Origin of the sequence: Enterobacter sp. RHBSTW-01064, assembly GCF_014103035.1 — a bacterium.
Classification (GTDB): Bacteria; Pseudomonadota; Gammaproteobacteria; order Enterobacterales; family Enterobacteriaceae; genus Enterobacter; species Enterobacter mori.
This window is the reverse complement of sequence record NZ_JABXOU010000010.1, coordinates 21,002-38,466: the sequence shown is the minus strand read 5'-3', so window position 1 is coordinate 38,466 and position 17,465 is coordinate 21,002. Positions and strand designations below refer to the sequence as shown.

Annotated in this window: 18 protein-coding genes; all 18 read right to left on the bottom strand. The window is 52.3% G+C overall.

What is annotated here, in order from left to right; all coding sequences use genetic code 11:
- Positions 1-31 precede the first annotated feature (31 nt).
- Positions 32-319, bottom strand: coding sequence for a hypothetical protein (locus HV355_RS22385; RefSeq protein WP_022649988.1), 288 nt, complete (start codon positions 317-319; stop codon positions 32-34).
- On the bottom strand, positions 316-1,476 hold the full coding sequence (traJ, locus tag HV355_RS22380) for a plasmid transfer ATPase TraJ (RefSeq protein WP_059291090.1): 1,161 nt from the start codon (positions 1,474-1,476) through the stop codon (positions 316-318). The genes HV355_RS22385 and traJ overlap by 4 nt, the downstream gene beginning before the upstream one ends.
- A gap of 11 nt (positions 1,477-1,487) precedes the next feature.
- Positions 1,488-2,294, bottom strand: a complete 807-nt coding sequence (locus HV355_RS22375) for a type IV secretory system conjugative DNA transfer family protein (protein WP_022649986.1) — start codon at positions 2,292-2,294, stop codon at positions 1,488-1,490.
- On the bottom strand, positions 2,291-2,764 hold the full coding sequence (locus HV355_RS22370) for a DotD/TraH family lipoprotein (protein ID WP_045891802.1): 474 nt from the start codon (positions 2,762-2,764) through the stop codon (positions 2,291-2,293). The genes HV355_RS22375 and HV355_RS22370 overlap by 4 nt, the downstream gene beginning before the upstream one ends.
- A 69-nt stretch (positions 2,765-2,833) precedes the next feature.
- On the bottom strand, positions 2,834-3,250 hold the full coding sequence (locus tag HV355_RS22365; protein ID WP_182403521.1) for a hypothetical protein: 417 nt from the start codon (positions 3,248-3,250) through the stop codon (positions 2,834-2,836).
- Between the two features lie 109 nt (positions 3,251-3,359).
- Complete coding sequence (locus HV355_RS22360; protein WP_182403518.1) at positions 3,360-4,565, bottom strand: conjugal transfer protein TraF; 1,206 nt, start codon at positions 4,563-4,565, stop codon at positions 3,360-3,362.
- A gap of 105 nt (positions 4,566-4,670) precedes the next feature.
- On the bottom strand, positions 4,671-5,507 hold the full coding sequence (locus tag HV355_RS22355; RefSeq protein WP_182403516.1) for a hypothetical protein: 837 nt from the start codon (positions 5,505-5,507) through the stop codon (positions 4,671-4,673).
- Between the two features lie 146 nt (positions 5,508-5,653).
- Complete coding sequence (locus HV355_RS22350) at positions 5,654-6,130, bottom strand: hypothetical protein (protein ID WP_133147681.1); 477 nt, start codon at positions 6,128-6,130, stop codon at positions 5,654-5,656.
- A 19-nt stretch (positions 6,131-6,149) separates the two neighbouring features.
- The gene (locus HV355_RS22345) at positions 6,150-7,310 is read right to left on the bottom strand and encodes a site-specific integrase (RefSeq protein ID WP_059291130.1); all 1,161 of its coding nucleotides are present in this window, start codon (positions 7,308-7,310) and stop codon (positions 6,150-6,152) included.
- An 825-nt stretch (positions 7,311-8,135) separates the two neighbouring features.
- Positions 8,136-9,473 (bottom strand): shufflon system plasmid conjugative transfer pilus tip adhesin PilV, encoded by a 1,338-nt coding sequence (gene pilV / locus HV355_RS22340; RefSeq protein ID WP_182403514.1) that lies wholly within the window; start codon positions 9,471-9,473, stop codon positions 8,136-8,138.
- The gene (locus HV355_RS22335) at positions 9,470-10,144 is read right to left on the bottom strand and encodes a prepilin peptidase (RefSeq protein ID WP_049222124.1); all 675 of its coding nucleotides are present in this window, start codon (positions 10,142-10,144) and stop codon (positions 9,470-9,472) included. The genes pilV and HV355_RS22335 overlap by 4 nt, the downstream gene beginning before the upstream one ends.
- Entirely contained in the window at positions 10,129-10,611 is a 483-nt protein-coding gene (locus HV355_RS22330) for a lytic transglycosylase domain-containing protein (RefSeq protein WP_045261878.1), read from the bottom strand. The genes HV355_RS22335 and HV355_RS22330 overlap by 16 nt, the downstream gene beginning before the upstream one ends.
- An 84-nt stretch (positions 10,612-10,695) precedes the next feature.
- Positions 10,696-11,310, bottom strand: coding sequence for a type 4 pilus major pilin (locus tag HV355_RS22325; protein WP_052696083.1), 615 nt, complete (start codon positions 11,308-11,310; stop codon positions 10,696-10,698).
- Positions 11,311-11,323: 13 nt separating this feature from the next.
- The gene (locus HV355_RS22320) at positions 11,324-12,418 is read right to left on the bottom strand and encodes a type II secretion system F family protein (protein ID WP_059291127.1); all 1,095 of its coding nucleotides are present in this window, start codon (positions 12,416-12,418) and stop codon (positions 11,324-11,326) included.
- A complete protein-coding gene (locus HV355_RS22315) occupies positions 12,411-13,970 on the bottom strand; it encodes an ATPase, T2SS/T4P/T4SS family (protein WP_059291126.1) in 1,560 nt (519 codons plus the stop codon). The genes HV355_RS22320 and HV355_RS22315 overlap by 8 nt, the downstream gene beginning before the upstream one ends.
- A gap of 2 nt (positions 13,971-13,972) precedes the next feature.
- Positions 13,973-14,488: a type IV pilus biogenesis protein PilP gene (pilP, locus tag HV355_RS22310; protein WP_080340793.1), complete on the bottom strand. Its 516-nt coding sequence runs from the start codon at positions 14,486-14,488 to the stop codon at positions 13,973-13,975.
- On the bottom strand, positions 14,472-15,776 hold the full coding sequence (gene pilO2, locus HV355_RS22305; protein WP_182403512.1) for a type 4b pilus protein PilO2: 1,305 nt from the start codon (positions 15,774-15,776) through the stop codon (positions 14,472-14,474). Before pilO2 ends, pilP begins: the two co-directional genes overlap by 17 nt.
- A 1-nt stretch (position 15,777) precedes the next feature.
- A complete protein-coding gene (locus HV355_RS22300) occupies positions 15,778-17,454 on the bottom strand; it encodes a PilN family type IVB pilus formation outer membrane protein (protein ID WP_182403510.1) in 1,677 nt (558 codons plus the stop codon).
- Between the last annotated feature and the right edge of the window lie 11 nt (positions 17,455-17,465).

Genomic DNA, 17,465 nt, shown 5'->3' with positions numbered 1-17,465 from the left:
CGCTTTGGGGAACGAACGGGTTACATCGGGTTCAGAGACCAGTCCAGTCTCGTGGTTTTTCAACAAAATGCCGGTACCACCAGGGGCGACCGGAGGCAATCTTTCCCCTGAAGGTACTTATCACGCGCAGGCAGATAGCCCGTACACTCCAGCCAAAGAAATTCAGGGCAACAAAGAATCCCAGAATGGCGGAACAGATATACAGCGTCTTCATGGACGGCCAGCGAAACCAGACCAGATACAGCAACAGGAACGGCAGCGGGATACCAAAAAAGGTGACAGGCGGTGTGGCATAGCGCCAGAATCCTTCTCGTTTCAATGTCTAAGCTCCTGTGTCGGTAGGTAGAGTGCCGCTTCGTGTCTGTCTATATCACCCGTTACGTAACCTTCACGCACTTGATCGACAATGCGCCTTTTCTCCAGTCTCAGGATGTTATCGATGTGGGCCGGCCACTTCTCTGACGGGAGATTCTGTAGTGCATCGCGTAGCTCATCGTCGAAGACGATGTATTCCCGGAGAGCCCGGCGTTTGCCGTCTGTCGTTCTGACAAGTACCTGGACTACGATAAACCGTAACATCCCAAGCATCTCCCAGGCGCGTGCATCACGAATCTGAGGCGGGAACAGACCAAGCAGTCGGTTCAGGGTTTCACCTGGTGATTTAGAGTGCAGTGTACCGATGGTTAAATGTCCGCTTTCACCGGCCTGGACAGAAGCCTCTGCTGTTTCCGTGTCACGAATTTCCCCGATACCGATGACCTCCGGGTTTCGGCGCATTGCGGAGCGAAGCCCATCTGCAAAACTTGCGACGTCACGTCTTACCTGAGCCTGATGCGGCGGCAGAAGGTCGTCGGGGCGGCCGAGAATGTACTCTACTGGATCTTCGTAGGTCACAATTTTGCGATCGGGCTGTGTGTCCTGGCAGTGGCGATACAACGACGCCTGCAACGTTGATTTACCCGAACCCGTTTCACCGCAAATAAGACCCAGCCCGGTTTTTGGCAGCATTGCCGCCGCCAGATCGGGCTCGATACCCAGCTTCAGAAAATCGGGAATGATGTGGGGGATCACACGCAGAGTGACGGAGAGCGCCTTCTCTTCCCGGGCAGATGTCCCCTGGATGATGTGCGCACGTAGCCGCACGCGTTCCCCCCTTTCCAGGCCATATCGCCCATGCATGTCGCCGTCGATTTGAATGGCTCTGTCCAGCGGTCTTCCACCCTGCACTCGGGGGCGCACCTCTGGCCCCAGCAGGTCGTCAAGCATATTTCCCAGCATGATATTCGGCAGTACGGTGTCTGAGACTCTCTCACGTCGGCCATAACGACTCACTGAAACTGGTGAGCCGCCAACCAGATCCACGTCACTGACCCCCTGTGCCGAACACCAGGCAAAAAATGTCCTGAACTCGTCGGCGGTATAGGCACCGCTGAACGGGAAAAGCCCGAACGAGTCAGGGCTAGCAGATATGTTCACGAAAAAACTCCTTACTGGATGGTAACGGACGGGCGCCAGCGGGACTTCTGTAGCTCAAACGATGCGTGTGATTTGAGTCGGCGAACACGATCGCCGGTAACGAGTTTTTGACCGCTGCCAGTAACAGTCTGCTGCTGTTCGGTCACTTCCGGTCGGGAAATCATGCCCCGTCGCCAGAGCAGGGAGTAAAGCATCATGCCGCGATAGTCCCGGGTAAGTTGATTCATGCTGGCCTCAAAGGTCAGATCGGCATTTTCGCGACCTTCCTGCCAGCCTTTTTTCAGTGCGTCTTCCCAGACCTTTCTCTGGGCGCTGTCTTCCGGCACAACCAGACCTTCTGTGCCAGGGGTTGCCGTGGTGGCCAGACCGCGTAGTAGCCAGCTGCGCCAGCTGGGCGGGTTACTGACGAATCGCTCCGGTCGGATGATGGTCCAGACTTTTGAGGCTGTGCGAATTTGATCAGGAGTGATGTGTGCTACGTCCTGCGCTTCATCAATAACCGGAGGAAGCCAGCCTTCAGGGCTGATAAGTGGACGGAAATCGTAAAGGGCATTGAGGGTGGATTCGCGGGCGTTGAGTGCCTGGGTTAACTCCCATGCCCGCTGGGATTTTCCTCCCCGGAATCCCAGTGTTCTGCCCGCATCAGTAAGCATCTGCCAGCGCGTTTCGGACAGACCTTCTGGTCTTTGTCGCTCCGGGTTGAGCCAGGCCTGCATATCCGGAGGTGGTGCCCCTGTATCTGTCGGTGAAGCCGGCCGCTCTCCTGCACACCCAGTCAGGAGCAGAGCAGGGAATAGTAACAAGAGAAAGCATTTCATTTCTTTCTGGTCTCCGGTTGCATGAAGTTGAGCTGGAGCAGCCCAGGGTACTGATTCAGGGTTGCGCGCCATGCGGTCTGCGCTTCGATAACGCGCAACACATTGCTGAACGTCATGCCACGAACGTGCAATGTTACGGGCAAGGGCAGGCGAACGCCGCTGTAGTTGAACTGCAGGCCACGTGCCCGCGCCAGTTCATCCAGTAGCTCCACAGCATCACCTTCCCAGTCGAAAGAGACGTCAGCGCTGTTGGAGCGAATGATCTCCATGGATGATGGCGCGGTTTTCGAACCGGACCAGACACCGTTATTCCACATCTGATACTGCGTGTGACGGGTAACGGCGACGGATGAGGCCGCGCCGTAACGGTCGGGGGAAGGAGAAACTGGAGGCGTTGATGGCGTAGTCCAGGACTGGCAGCCGGCGAGCAGGGAGATGGCCAACACGCCGGGAAGCATTAAATAATTCATGGTAGTTACCTTGCCGGAGGCGACGGAGATTAAAGCCAGAAGATTCAGTGGGCGAGGCTTATGATGCCGTTAATTTTGTTGTTTACATTTCCTGCGTATCCAGCCAATTAATTCAGATGGTTGATTATTTGCGGTCATCAAGAATAAAAGTCCGAATACAGAGAAAGTGAGATAAAACTGCCTGATGGTATCGTCAACACGCTCTTTCCAGTCATCCTCATCAATTAATACCGTTTTGCATACCTGAGGCATTACAAGAGGAGATGGCGGGCCGCTATCGTTTGATTGTTTACATTCTCTTACCATGCCTGGTGGTGCATCACCGGTAAGTGATCGGGCCTGTTCGAGGAAGGTGTCGGCGAGCGAGTGATTGAATCCAAATAACATGAACAGAATAAAAAAACCGGTGGCTGGCGCAGTTATCAGGCTGCTGAAAGCAACACTGCTGATCTGATGCAATACATGTACATATCGGAAAGATTTCATCTTCAACGGTCTCAGCGGGAGAAAGTTCGGGGGGATTACAGCCAGTGCACAGGGGGATAACTCACAAAGAAACGGCAGAGGAAGCCCATTGCGGGCTTCCCCTAAACTATCAGAACGTGAACTGCAACTGTGCGACCGCACCGTAGGTCCGATCGGTTCCTGCAATACCGGTCAGGTCCAGATGTACTACGTCGAAAGGAGAGAAGCCCAGACCCGCAGTGAAAGCGTTGCCCTCGCTGGAGACCATGTTCTGACGATAACCCGCGCGTACCTGCATCCAGTTCCAGGCATTCAGCTCGGCACCCACACTGGCGAACTGGCGTTTGTCATCCCGCTCAAAGCGGCTGGCTTCGGTCAGATCCACATCGAGAGCGGTGGTCAGGATACTGTTACTCCATGCCACGCCTGCAGTGGCCTGTGGTTTTACTTTGAATGTTTCTTTCTCACCATTCACTGCTTTAGTGTCAACGGTGCGGGCGATGATGTTCTGTACCGCGAGACCCAGCATCCAGTTGTCGCCGAGGTTTGTTGCCAGACCGATGTCGGCGTTAAATCCGGTTCTAGTATTGCGGTAGTCATCCGAATTCAGGTCATTTTTGTCGAAGTCGTTTACCTTTGCGCTGTAGTTGAAAAGATCGATGCGTTGATACTTGGGCGTGATCCCCAGTGACCAGCTATGTCCCGCAGTTTCAAATTCGTGCGCCATAGCCACACCGACATCGGAGATAACGGCGGCCCGACCATAAGCGCGGGACGTTAGTGCATCCTTGTCTACCATATCTGACGGGATGGCGCCGCTGGCGATATTATCGAGATACTGTAGATCGTGATCACTGACCTTGCCGTTTACGGAAACGGTGCCCCAGGACTTCACGACAACCGCAAATGGCAGCACCTTATTAGGAGTGGTAGCAATGACAGATGCCCCGACCTGTCCGTTTGCTTTTACGTCCTTCAGGTCTTCCAGCTTGTTGCGTAATGCGGCTGCACTTTCGCTGACACCGCTCTGGCGGTCAACTGCATTGTCAAAATTGTTCCACAGATCCTTTACGTCATCGGTATTATCGATGGCATTATCTGGGTCTGCTACCTGGACACCTACGGACGGCAGCACCAGGCTGAAGTCATCGTTCGCGCCAAATTTCGTCAGGAGTGCCGGGTTGGATAAGGCAGCTGTACCGTAATGTGCGGAAGCTACGCCAGTCCCGCCCATCGCATCGCTGCGGGCTTCCATATAAGAGGTTGCAGCTCCTGCATGAAATGCCATCATGACGGCGGAAGATATCAGTGTTTTTGCAATGTGAGTCTTTTTCATAAGTAAATTTCCTGTAGTCCTGTCTGGATTTAGGGCAAAAGAAGGTCCTGATGCGGCAGCATCAAAATTTTCTTTTTCTTTTTTAATTCAGATTTTCAGCGTGGTTTAAAGCTGTCTGAATATAAGTACGGGTAACGTTGTTCCGTGTTCAAGTGCTGTTGCCAGCCCTGCACCTAAGGTGACGGGGCGGATAGTACCTGTTGCTGCGTGTTCCCTGAGGAGTCGCTCTTTCCAGCATTCCTGCTCTGTACTCAGGGTGCGCGTAATAATGGATAGCACCGGAAAATACGTCAGCTGAGATGAAGATATTTTCTTCTTAATTAATATGCCGTTTCGTTCCTGCTCTTTATCCTCAGTTGTATTTTCAGTCTTCCAGAAAATAATACTGTCATTTTTATTTTCGGCTGAAGGAATAATTACCTCCCGGAAAGTTTCTTCCGTTTGTGGCCATTGATGACTCGCGCTGCCTGTGTCGACAGGGGGAACGTTGCTTCCAAACAACCAGCCAGGCGAAACGAAAAACCAATCAGCGAGCGCCTGGAGAAGTGGGGTGGACAGATAGTCCATTGTACGTTCCCTGTCCTGTAGCACACTAACCCGAACATTCCATGACGACAGCAGTTCTGCGATGTCCGTCGGGCTAAGCTCGTGTGACTGCATCAGTAGCTCAAAGCGGTCTATAACGCTGATTGCAGTATTACTGAATGGCAGGAAGATATCGCGAAAAGAGCCTTCAATTACCATATTCAGCAACTCTGACTGAGAAACTCCAATTTTGCCTGACAGCTCATCAATCAGTTGACGGGTACCAGGTCGCAACCGAAGTGATGTGGTCTGCATGGGCTTCTTATCATTGCGCTGAAGCAGTTCTGCAATCCTGTTCCGATCAAGGTCGGGGAGCGCCAGAAGCGAGGTGAAAATTGCTGTAAGACTGTTTGCCACATGGCCCCCTTAAGTGAAATTATACTTTGTTACTCAGTGGGTTAAAGAATAATTAATCGTGACGCGTATGTATAACGAGTTAATTCGATCGTGTAGATCGACTGCGTTTGCGTGTTCGTTTTAATTACGTTTGTGTATTTGCTTTTTTAGCGCGCTTTCCGGCGCGGCCGAATAAGTACAAGCACGCCGGTTTCAGGTACGGTTATCCAGCGCCATTCCTGTAAAAATGTTTGCAGCCGTATCCCGTTTCTGATGGCTGGAGGTATCGTGACTGTGGTGCAGCGCCAGCGGTGCGTTTCCCCCATTTTTGACATCAGGATAGTCATGCTTTTCAGGTGTGCCGGTCGCATCAGATGGGATGTGAAGTACACCGGCGTGCTGTCTCTTTGTAGCGCCAGATGCAACGTGGCCAGAAAGCTGCGGTGAAAGCGTGCCGCGCGTCGGAGATTAAGATGGCCAACCCGGTCAAATGTCGACAGATGCAGGGTTGTGTAATGCTTCTTACGATGTCGAACCAAGGCCGTTCGGAACCCTTTCCAGGGCGTCACGGCACTGACGATTGTCATTATCGGGCAATACAGCAGTAGCGTTAGTGGTACTGCTGAAAGGAAAATCAGAAACACAGCCCCTCCAGAAGAAAAGTTATACCAGGGCCGACAGTGCCAGGTCGGGGTTAAGCGGACATATCATGATGTGATTGTTTGTCCTGACAGGAAGCTCTCCCGGCGCGGGGACTCGTTCGCCGCGCTGGGCTGCAAGAGCCAGTGTCCGCAGTAGCAGTTCGCTGGCGCGGGCCAAAGCAAGTTCGCGAGTCGGCGCTGATACTGTCAGATTTTCGAAATCGCATAGCATTACCTTGATGTCACCTGATTCTTCGCTCTCCTGCTCGACCTGGGCAGGATAGGGCACGAAGTAGGGGGCGATCTTTTGAGTCTGCCGCCGTCGCGCGTCCAGCTTGCTGACCAGCTGGTAAGCTCTCAGATGGGTGTAGCGTTTTAGCATATTCATCGAGCGATGGCCTGATATAGCTGCGACCTCCATAACGTTCAGCGTACCGAGTTCGAAGAAACGGCTGATGGCCTCGTGCCGTAGATCATGAAAATGCAGATTCTCGATAGAGAGTTCCTTGAGGGCATTCCGCCAGGCGCTTTTGAAACCGGATGACGTATAGGAAAACAACTTACCTTTTAGCTGGGCCGGCATCATCTGAAGCAGGTTACGAGCCTTACGTGAGAGAGGAACATCTCGTGATGAGCCATTCTTGGTATCGGGCAGATGTGCTACGCCGTGCTGCAGGTCGATGTATTCCCATTGCAGGTTAAGGATTTCACCCTGCCGCATGGCAGTCTCAAGCGCGAGATGAAAAATTATATACAGCATTAAGTTTCGTTCCCGGAAATAACGGGACAGTCTGCGCTCTTCACTGGATGTCAGGCGGCGATCACGACCTTTGGATACTTTAGGTTTACGTACCAGTTCGACTGGGTTGCTTCGACAGGTTCCCCATTCCACGCGAGCGATCCCGAATAGAGATGATAAAAGCGCCAGTTCAAGCCTTACTGTATTGCCAGTGATAGGGTTCCCAGTCCTTGGGTTGAACTGCATCAGCCTTTCATCACGGTAGGCTGCAATATCAACTGTGGTGATCTCATCCATGTTCCGGTTAGCCAGTGGGTGACGCTTAATGACGTTGACCCGGTAAAATTCCTGAAGATGTCCCTTTTTGTGAACTGATACCGACTCGTAATACTTATCGAGGCCCCGACTGAGAGACATTTTTCTAATACGCGCAACAGAAGACATCATTACTCCCAAAAGGCGAAGAAAATAAAGCCTTGTGCGAAAAATGCAATAACACTGTCAATCCGGTTCGTGGAAAGGCATTTATATCAAATCCATTACAAGGATTAATTCAGGGTATGAATCAATAACAGTTAGCTGTGCTAGTGACGAGATACTGACCGGTGGAGGTGCACAATGTAACCCCGGAAGTTCAGAAAGGCTGAAATGGTCTAATCCAAATGGAAATGGTTGGGCCGCTGCCTGTCCAAGAGAGAACCTTACTGTGTTTGCAATATGTGCCACAAACTAAGGGGTCAATCTGACTGTCAATCCGGTGTGTGGATTTCCGGCTCAATTTATAACGGTAGTTACTCTTCGCTAGGTGCATTTGTTTCCACTTACACATCGGTTAACGATACTGGCCGCCCGATGACGGTTTACGCTTCCGGCGGCGTTTCCACTATAGATAGAGGAATTAAAGACGGTGACAATTGCCGTAATACATGGGATCTTAAAGGTATGGTTGACGGACGTATCATTACATCGGCTGGTACCGCTAACTCAGATTGGAGTAAATCCGGAACTATAAACTTCATTATCCCAGCGGGATCGACGTTTAGTGTAACGTCAAACCCCTTACCCTCTTACGGATGCTCACCTGGGAGTTTCAATCTCGTCACCTACCACTAATCAAAAGGCTGCTTAACTGCCGTTATTTATCGCTAAATCCCACTAACATTCAGAGTTGTGGAATTTGACTGTTGGTAAGCTAAGACGACAGAGTACAGGTAAATAATCTGCAACATGTTACACAACCAGCACATTTCTCATATCAGACTGTCAAGGTTATTGGAAACGAAAGACAGTGAACGATCCGTAGTCACAGCCGTAAGACATCATTCCATTTGAGACAATAGAGAATGAAGACCCATCTGGGACTTCAAAGTTCACTGTCCCTGATTTTTGCCACTGAGAGTTGCCATTTAAATCTCTTGCAACGTACAGCCCCCCAACTTCAGCGACGAGCGAGTATGTATTAACGCAGTTATCAGCATCTCCATAGTTGATTTTTTTGCTAGGTGGATTGCCGCCTGTTACGTACAGGCGATATTGCTTTCCTGTATTATTCGTACCGGAGTAAGAACCTTTAAACGTCCCGAGAACAGTGTAATTACCCTCGGTTATGCCTGTACCCTTCCACACACCGGATTGACAGGAAAGTACGCCACCACTGGCATCACGGCTTATCAGCCCATTCGGATAACAGGCTATACCTGCAACGTTTACCTGACCCAGTTGCAAAACACCGCCAGCTGAAAGGTTGCCTGTTGCTTTCACTGTGGCACCAGAGACCTCGTTTGTTGCCGTAATATTGCGTCCGGCGCTGATGTCACTGTCAGCACGGACTGTAGATCCTTTTACCTGTGCTCCCGCGGTAATATTCTGGGAAAAAATACCGTTTAAACCACTCACATTTCCGCTGAATGTTCCTGTCTTACCATTAATGGTACCGACGCTGTTCAGATTATTTCCCCCCATGTCTATTGCTGTGTGCATTTTATTCAGGTCGGGGCGGCCATTAACCTGAAAACGGTACAACCTGTCGTTATCCTCCTGTGCACCAGATAACTCATCTGTTGAGAGGAGCACGACGATATGCCCATTTCCGGAAGTAGCTCCGTAGCTACTCAGCGGGATTTTCCAAGTCCGCAAGGCACCGGTGGCAGTTTTACCGTCATCGATGTATCCTCCGAATCCGGTTTTGATGTCCCTCGATATCAGCCTCAATGCTTTGGCCGGATATACACTTCCACCGCTTGATACCACCATTCCCTGCAACAATTCCGTGTTTTGCCCGTTTCTGACCAGGTACGTGTTCATACGCTGACCCTGACTGTTTGTTTCGGTAAAACCGGACGGCAGAAAACCGGTATTTTTAAGCATGGCTGTGGTGATCACTGTCGGCGCGGTAGTGCTGGTTGCACTTAACAGCGTGGCATAGTTTCGCCCGACGTAGCCACGCGCAGCTGCTGCGTAGGTACTGATATGGGCTGCTTCAACCTGCCAGTTTTTCTCCTGTTGCCAGTCCTTGTATTTAGTGAGTCCAAAGACGGCCATTGCCATCACAACCAGGAGCGACAGAGCGACATCAAGATTTGCCCAGCCACGATCATGCTTTTTCATAGAATCGATATCCATACAGGTTGATACAGAAGAGTGAGCTGGAAAATACTCCCGCTAAGACAAAGCCAGGGTCCCAGCGGTCCCTCTTTCTTCCCCGATACATGCCAGGTTAGCAGCCAGAGAACAAAGGCTGCTGCTCCAAACAGAGTGACCAGTGCAGCATCTTTCCCACCCATCCAGGCAGTCAGGCCAGTTATCAGCCATAAATCCCCCTGACCCAGACGCTGAGTGCCCCGGTTTACCAGGACACTCAGTAGTGCCATCAGACTGACTGTTGCTGCGATCTCCGCCAGTTGTGTAGATATACTTTCAACTGAAACGTCTGATGCTGCTCCCCAGAGCAATCCCCCAAGTAACAGCCGTACTGTGAAGGTTCGTGGCAGATATCCGCTGACTGCGTCTGTGCTCCCGGCCTGAAGAAGGAAGGCCATCATCACTATGGCAGCTGCCCGATCAGCAACAGGAACCGGTGCAAGGGCAGCGATCATACTGAAAGTAGCGAAGAGCCAAATCCCTGCCGTCAAGGTTGTTTTCTGTTCCTTAACGTTTATCGGGTGCTCCTCCAGAAATTCGAGCACGCGGCACATCAGGACTCTGCCAATGAGTGCGAACCCCAGTAGTAACGGCAGACTCCATGCTGTCGTCAGACTCGTAACTATGATGGTTCGCATATTCGCTTTCCTTTCACCTGTCGACAGACTCGAAGACCTTTCAGCTCCAGATAGAACCCCCAGATACGGTTGGCATATTGCTCACGGGTTTCGTGCCGATCCTTACGGAATCCAGCGTTGTAAGACCCGAGGCAATTCCAGGTCACACCACATACCTGAAAGTGGCTGGCCAGGATCCACGCCCCTATCTGAATGTTCAGACAGGGGCGCTTCAGCAGGTCTTCTGCCCCCTGGATGACACCCATCCGGACGAGCTTAGGAACATGGGTTGAGTTAATCTGCATCAACCCATAGTCCGTGCTGACCGGATTACCCTTTTTATCCCGGTTGGTGTTTGTGACCCATGGACGGAACGAAGACTCCCCTTTGGCCACTGCCTTAAGCAGCAGTGGCTCGATCTGGTATCGGGCACCGGCATTGTTAAAGCAGGCATCAAAAGTCGCAGGCGGGGAGTTCGTGCTGGCCATCAATGGGCCGGAGGAAAAGGACAGAATGAGCAGCGTCATTACCAGGCGGCAGGAGAGAATGCGTTCTCTCCGCATGTTGTCTCCTTAGCTGTTCATCGTGAAGATCAGCTTGTTGGTACCTGTGCTGCCATTGTCAGCTGTGCATTGCGCGCTGGCTTCTTCAGTTGTCACAACCCCATCACTGTGCGCCGTGGAGTTGACGGTGATCGCATCAGCAATTTTAGCGCGACTGAGTTGTGTGACGAGCGAGACGCAGGCACCCTGAGGAACCATTTCGTAGGTCAAAGAGAATCCATTTGAGAATCCGGATACAGTTACAGGTGACAGTGTCACGGCCCCACCCCATCCATTATAAAGCGTGGCAGTCCCGGAAGAGGGTGTACCACGTACAGTCATGCCTTTAGGCTGGACTTTCATCTGGATAAGCGCGCCCATCATTTTGGCACCGGAAGTGAATGTATACCCGTCGCCTCCTTTCATTAGGTTTTGTGTGGTTGTTATGAGCGACTGAATATTCGACGACTCCTTACCCACGTTAACGTTATTTTTGAGCGCGAAGTAGCCCGCAAGCACGAGCCCGATGACGACCAGTACGATTAGAGCAATACTGCCCTGTTCCAGGTAGCCCCAGCCGCGGTGGTGCGTAACCGTATTAGTTGGTTTGTATGGCTGAGAAGTTGGTTCAGAATTAAATTGCATGGTTTTTCCTCATTTAAAAAGCGCCCGACGAGTTGTTAAGGGCATTGATATCCATAACGACAAAGACCAGAAGCAGAAGCATCATGATCATTGACAGGAACATGAATCCGCGGACAACGACAGCACGTTTTGCTACGCGCTCCAGGGTTTGCTCAAGCCAGCGTTGACCGTAGTTAATGATGATTTCATCGTCTCCATCACCCTGAAGAAGGGAGAGGAAGTTGGCCGCTTCCTGCGACGGAAAATCGTAACCACAGTCCTTCAGGGCCAGTCCGAAATGTTTACCTTCACGTACGTGTTCGGTAATTGCGTCGATACGGACTGCAAGCCAGGGGGATGCGGTTTCCAGCAGGATCTCCAGCGCGTCTTTGGTTCTTACGCCGGACTGTAGCAGTGCACCGATGTTCAACAGGAAGGTCGCGCCCTGAATATCCTTATAAACCGACCATGGCATCAGCCCGTCGAATGCACGACGAAGCCTGTCAGGGCGATGCCATCGTGGGAGTGACCAGACCGTCCAGATAATTAACGCTGTGGCCGCGATGCCGGTTATCACTCCGTACTCACTGAAATACACTGAAATCCCGTAAAGAAATCCTAGCGCCCCGGTCCAGTTCTCTGGCGGGCTGATTTCTGTCAGCGTGGGAAGTAGCTCTGTATTCAGTACATAGATGGAGCTGGACAACATGATGGCAAAGCCAATCGGATAGATGGCCATCTGCCATACAGCTGCACGAATACGTTTACCCGCGAGGGTCAGGGCACAGGCGTATCTTAGTGAGCGTGGAAGTGACTCACTTCGTATGCCGGCGCTTATAACGGATGCTTCTGCGGCAGGTAGCCATCGGGTGAGTGTACGCTCAAGCGTTTTTTCACCGCTGTTTTCCCTTAACGCATCAATACAGTCGTCTGTCAGCTCAACGTAGGGATGCCAGTTCTGGCCGAAGTTCGTCCAGGCGTTGCGCATTTTTTCCAGTGAAGGCTTTAGTTTCTGCCGGTTTTCAATCAGAAACCGCAGCGCATCATAGAACTGAACACGATACTGACCGCTGAACGTCTTACGAACCAGGGTATATCTGAGTCTTTTCAGGAAGTGCATTTCACGCATCATCCACCTCCAGACGTTCATCTTCATCGAGTGGAATGATCCGGTTGGCCATCAGCGGGTCGACCAGTCCGTCGTTGATTTTATGAAGGACGTGCCGGACACGGCTGATCCCCTGCATGTTGTTTATCCAGAACTGGCGGGCAGCGACCTTGCCGTCAGTTTTCAGCAGCTTAAAAAGACGGTTATTGGTCTCGATAACCTCGGCAATGACAGTACGTCCCCTGATACCCTGACCGACTTTGCCACGCACCTGGCCGTTGATCTCCACCACCTGTGTGCACGCTTCACACCCGACCGGGTTATGAAAATAGAGCCTGTCGGTCGAACAGATGCCTTCAATATTGCAGTATTTCTCCAGCCAGTCCTTTTCCTCCTCACTTAAGGTGTTGACCTTATCCTGCCAGGATATACGACATTCTGGACATAGCGTGGGAACCAGGCGCTGACTTATAAGCCCGATTAAAAGCTGGGCATCACACAGCAGATTTTCGTTAACGCCGAGCGTAACCATACGCTCCGGAATTCCGAGTGCTGAGTTTGTGTGCAGGGTGGTCATCACCAGGTGTCCGGTCTGAGCGGCATATATGGTGGCCAGCATCGAGACAAGGTCACGCATTTCACCCTCCATAATGGCGTCCGGATCCAGTCGAAGCGCTGACGAGATAGCTTTTCCCCAGGCGATACGTACTGCTTCCTCATCTGATTTGTCGCAGATGATTGGCGTCTGAACAGCTCCTACGACCTGCCCCTCAAGTGGGTCTTCGATGGTCAGAAGGTGTTGCCCGGGGTTGGTATCCAGATATACACGGCAGGCGGTACGGAGCGTGGTGGATTTACCGGAACCAGTTGGCCCCGAGAGGATGATCTTCCCTTCTGGTCGGTCAATCATGCGTTTAAGCAGCTTGATTTGTTCGGGTAGATAACCCAGTTGCAGGAAGTCAGGTACGTTGTTACCGTCATCCGGAATAAGTCGCATAACCGCAATCAGCCCATCGCCAGTTGGACGGTGACTGTAGCGGGCACCAAACAGACCTATTTTCCGCATCATGGCCGGGGAGAGTCGTGCATCCTGTTCCCGGTGTGGGTAGAAACTGGTTTCTGACACATCCGACATCGAGAGAATACAGGTAGCACAGAGGGATATACCTTCCTCTGGCCGACGTTCATCCACCACATGTAAATAGCCGTGGACACGCATTTTGACCTGGAAGAGTGAATCTGAAATCAGAAAGTGAATATCTGAGGAACCGAGCTTTTTGGCCACTGAAAAATAGTTCAGGATCCGTTGCTCACTTTGGCTGCTGTCTCCATCCAGGTCTGCCAGAGTTAATCCTGTCTTATCGCTGGCCTGAGGTTGAGCTTCCTGCTTTTTCCTCGCCTCTCGTAAGTCTGAGAGAGTGACAAACCGATGTTTGATCCCCGGATGTTTGTTCATCAAGTCCATCAGCGCGGCCTGTACAGCTGGGTCGCCTCGCTGGTTGGTATCAATGAGGATTTCTTTCCTGTCACCGTCATCAATCAGCAGAAGAGATTCTTCAGTAATAGCGCTCATGGTTAGTCCCCAAAGGCAAGCAGTGTGCCATCGCTGAGTGTGACGCCGGCTAGCGTAATGCTCTTGACTGTGCTCTCCATCCCAGGAATACGGCTTCCCGGCGATACAACCAATGACTGTCCTGATTGAAGTTGCAGTGTGGCGCGGAGGTTTTTATCGCGGCCGTTAATCTCTAGAACGACAGGGCGATTATTCACGGTAACCGGGCGTGCAGGCTGACCGGGTAGGGAAGTATCGCCGAAGGGGGCACCGGGAAGAGCGGCGGCAGGAGTGCCGACGCTGGATTGATTTTCCTCAAGCTGGCGCTGCAGTTGCGCGCCCTGAACTTCTGCCTGGAGAATGACGTTTCGGATATGCAGCTGTTCAAGCTGTCCCTTTGTCACACCAGGTGTCAGGTTCCCTGCTGGCTGTGATACCTGCTGGTTCGTGGACTGAGAGGCCTGAACGGGTAAAGACCCGAATATTGGCAGCAGGAGCCAGAATGTCGCCTGCCGAAGATGTTTACTTTGCTGACGCATAAATTTTACCTTCTGTGGTATAGCTGAACGCACTACCGTTTAGCTCGAATGTTAAACGGGTAAGTCGGATACCTGTTTCATCCAGACCGTCGAATAAGATGATGGCGGGGAGGGGCGCGGAAAAACTAAACGCGTATTCCTGCCAGTCCTGCACTGGAGGCGGTTCTCCGTTCGACCCCGGTAGGACTGGAGGCATTGCTACATCGGTGATGTTGAGTGTGATTTGCTGACGCTGGAACCAGGAGAGGATGCGGATGAGCTGCAATGAACTGTCAGGCACTGCTTCATCTCTGAGTGGTTTGTCCGGGGGCGGTAATGAAATTCGGGCTTCCCGTCCCCCCTCCTTAAGATTGAATACTGGCGTGACGCCGAAGACCTCCTGACTGCGAGCGAGAAACCCCTCGACTGTGCCACCGGGCATAATCTGGTACAAAAGGGTTATCCCGTCAGGAGAGCAGGTCCCGGATGCCAGTTTCCAGCTCCCCAGTACATGTAGCGCCGGATCGGTCTTTCTCTGACAATCCTCGATCAGAGCCTGGGCTGTTACCTCGCGTGCCCAGGGATGAGGCAAAACCTTAGGTTTTGCCTCACTGGCGAACATTGCGCGCGCCCTGGCCTGTATTTCTTCAGCGGTGAGTACCGGTTCCTCCGGTGGTGTGGCCGTCTGCCACCAGGCAATGGCGCCTGAGCCGAGCAGCAGTATCGTGCAAGCCAGTAACCAGCGCTGTCTCCGGAGCCCATCTACATGCACACGGCATTGCTGTCGCCTGCGTGCAGATAGTCCGGCAAAGAGACTGTTAGCATCAAGGGGGGTTTCCACTGATGCCAGACAGTCCCAGCCTTCTGGGGGCGGTTCGTTCATGCTCAGGAACAGTGTCAGCAGCCCCTGCATTTTGTCCGCACTCCCTGTTTTATCGGCAGTGACGGCAGGCACACCATTAATACTGGCCAGAAACACGAAGTCGGTACTACTCAACCGATAAATGCCGTATCCATTTCGTGTTCTGGCACAGAACGCGAGCGCCAGCGAAAAGAGCTGGTGACGGCGATGACGGACGGGCAATCTGCCACTCCCTGCGACTGATTGCCCTCTGTCCCGTTTATTGAACTGTCCTGTTGAGGTGTGGACGCCGATGCCGTCTGTTCTTCCGGAACGTGATTTTATTAGTTGAAATGGCGGCAGCCGAAATTTCTGTCTTTCCGTTGGCGCCCAGTCCATCCCCGCCAGCCAGTAACGACTGCGGGATTTTCCATCCCGGATTGTAAACAGGTAATCCTCATCCTTCATTTCAGCCTCCGGAACTTTGCGGGAATGTCGGTGTGATCACGATGACCAGGGTGGTCCGTTCGTTTTTACCTGACTGACTTCCGCCCAGGAGCGGGTTCCCTGGCGTGAAGGTACCGGATTTATTGACGGAGGTATTGTTCTGATCAAAACCAGTGAGGATCAGCGATTGCCCGGCCCGGAGATTTGCCTTCTGGCTCAGAGAGCGCAGTTTGGTATATGGCATCTCGATGTAAGAGTTCCCGTCTTTTGACGTGAAGTTACGGATGGTCGGTGGATCTGACAGGTTGAAGTTTACCTGTAGCTGAACGTTGCCTGTTTCCTGAATCAACGGTAACAGGGTCATGTTGAAACCGGTGGTGATCATCCCAGGCGTCAGCGTTGTGGTGGCGCCGACATCGGTGGTTGTTGTTGTAGCCGACTGCGCTACATAGACCGTCTGATCTGCCATCTGAATAGGCACGGGCGTCAGGTTAGTCACGGTACTGGACTGAGAAGTGACGACGCTGACATCGCCCTGTTCTGACAATGCTTTCAGCAGAAGGCTGGAGCCAGCAAACTTCGCGGCATTGCCAGTAGCGGTATCAAGAATGGACGCGCCGGCAGAAATACCACCAGTGAGATCCCCTGTCGCGTTGTTAAGCGTGGCGCCAGCAGAGTGCAGTGACTTGTACACCAGGTTCCAGTCAATCCGGAAATCTTCGTTTCGTGAGTTGCCGACGCTCAGGACTTCAACATTCAGTGCTACCTGCCTGTTCATGATGAGATTTTGCTCCTTCACATAACGGGCCACAGCGGCCTGTACTGACGGCGTGTCTGTCACAATCAGTGATGAGCTGGAGGAGGACAGCCAGTAGCGACCTTTGTTCGGGGTTAGCATCGACTCCACAGCTTTTCGCAGATCAGCATACAAATCATATTCCTGCCCCGTGGTTGTACTCTGGGAGGTTGTGGATTCGCCGGAGGCGGAGTTATCTGTGCCACTGGTGGCTCCCATACTGCTGGTCGTCCCTGAGCTGACGCTCGACGTGCTGGACGTTTTAGTGTTCAGCATGGCCAGTGAATAGGTCCGGGTTTCCATCAGATAGAACACGATAGTTCCATTATCCATTCGCCAGTAGAGACCGCTACGGCTGGCCATCAGATCCAGAAGCCCGCCCAGGTCTCCCTGCCACATCAGTCCGGTAAGGTTCAGGGGCTGGCTGGTTCCTCCAGTCGGCAAAGAATTTACGCCTCCCAGACTGGCCAATGGCGTCCGACCGCTGTCATCAGGTGGTGGTAGTGTGCCACTCATCTGGCGTGTGACGCCGGTACTGACGCTGCTCTGGCTGATATCAAGGGCGTCAGGAGTAAAAATAACGGGGGTTCCACACAGCGCGGTGATGCGTTGTGCCAGTTCCTGTAGCGTAATTGTATTTTTTGCCTGGGTGATATTACATGACGGAGCCTGGTGGTTCCGTTCACGAACGGCGACCGGGATAGGACTCGGATTAATCCACTGACGCTCCGTCCAGGTCAGTGGTTGTTGATGTTGTGTTCGCGGGAGCTGTGCCTGTGCGCGGGCTACCGTGGCGTCAGATTGTGCCTTAGTCTGCATTTTGTTGATTTCAGAGAAGGTACAACCTGCGAGCATGGCAAAGCAGGACGCCATCAGCAGGCGCCGCAAAAGGGTTTTCTTCATGGGGGAAATCC

Bases quoted from the DNA above. Each gene is read 5' to 3' on its own strand.
- HV355_RS22375 (WP_022649986.1), bottom strand. From the start codon at position 2,294: ATGAAATGCTTTCTCTTGTTACTATTCCCTGCTCTGCTCCTGACTGGG.
- HV355_RS22370 (WP_045891802.1), bottom strand. From the start codon at position 2,764: ATGAATTATTTAATGCTTCCCGGCGTGTTGGCCATCTCCCTGCTCGCC.
- HV355_RS22365 (WP_182403521.1), bottom strand. From the start codon at position 3,250: ATGAAATCTTTCCGATATGTACATGTATTGCATCAGATCAGCAGTGTT.
- HV355_RS22360 (WP_182403518.1), bottom strand. From the start codon at position 4,565: ATGAAAAAGACTCACATTGCAAAAACACTGATATCTTCCGCCGTCATG.
- HV355_RS22345 (WP_059291130.1), bottom strand. From the start codon at position 7,310: ATGTCTTCTGTTGCGCGTATTAGAAAAATGTCTCTCAGTCGGGGCCTC.
- pilV (WP_182403514.1), bottom strand. From the start codon at position 9,473: ATGAAAAAGCATGATCGTGGCTGGGCAAATCTTGATGTCGCTCTGTCG.
- HV355_RS22335 (WP_049222124.1), bottom strand. From the start codon at position 10,144: ATGCGAACCATCATAGTTACGAGTCTGACGACAGCATGGAGTCTGCCG.
- HV355_RS22330 (WP_045261878.1), bottom strand. From the start codon at position 10,611: ATGGCCAGCACGAACTCCCCGCCTGCGACTTTTGATGCCTGCTTTAAC.
- HV355_RS22325 (WP_052696083.1), bottom strand. From the start codon at position 11,310: ATGCAATTTAATTCTGAACCAACTTCTCAGCCATACAAACCAACTAAT.
- HV355_RS22320 (WP_059291127.1), bottom strand. From the start codon at position 12,418: ATGCGTGAAATGCACTTCCTGAAAAGACTCAGATATACCCTGGTTCGT.
- HV355_RS22315 (WP_059291126.1), bottom strand. From the start codon at position 13,970: ATGAGCGCTATTACTGAAGAATCTCTTCTGCTGATTGATGACGGTGAC.
- pilP (WP_080340793.1), bottom strand. From the start codon at position 14,488: ATGCGTCAGCAAAGTAAACATCTTCGGCAGGCGACATTCTGGCTCCTG.
- pilO2 (WP_182403512.1), bottom strand. From the start codon at position 15,776: ATGAAGGATGAGGATTACCTGTTTACAATCCGGGATGGAAAATCCCGC.
- HV355_RS22300 (WP_182403510.1), bottom strand. From the start codon at position 17,454: ATGAAGAAAACCCTTTTGCGGCGCCTGCTGATGGCGTCCTGCTTTGCC.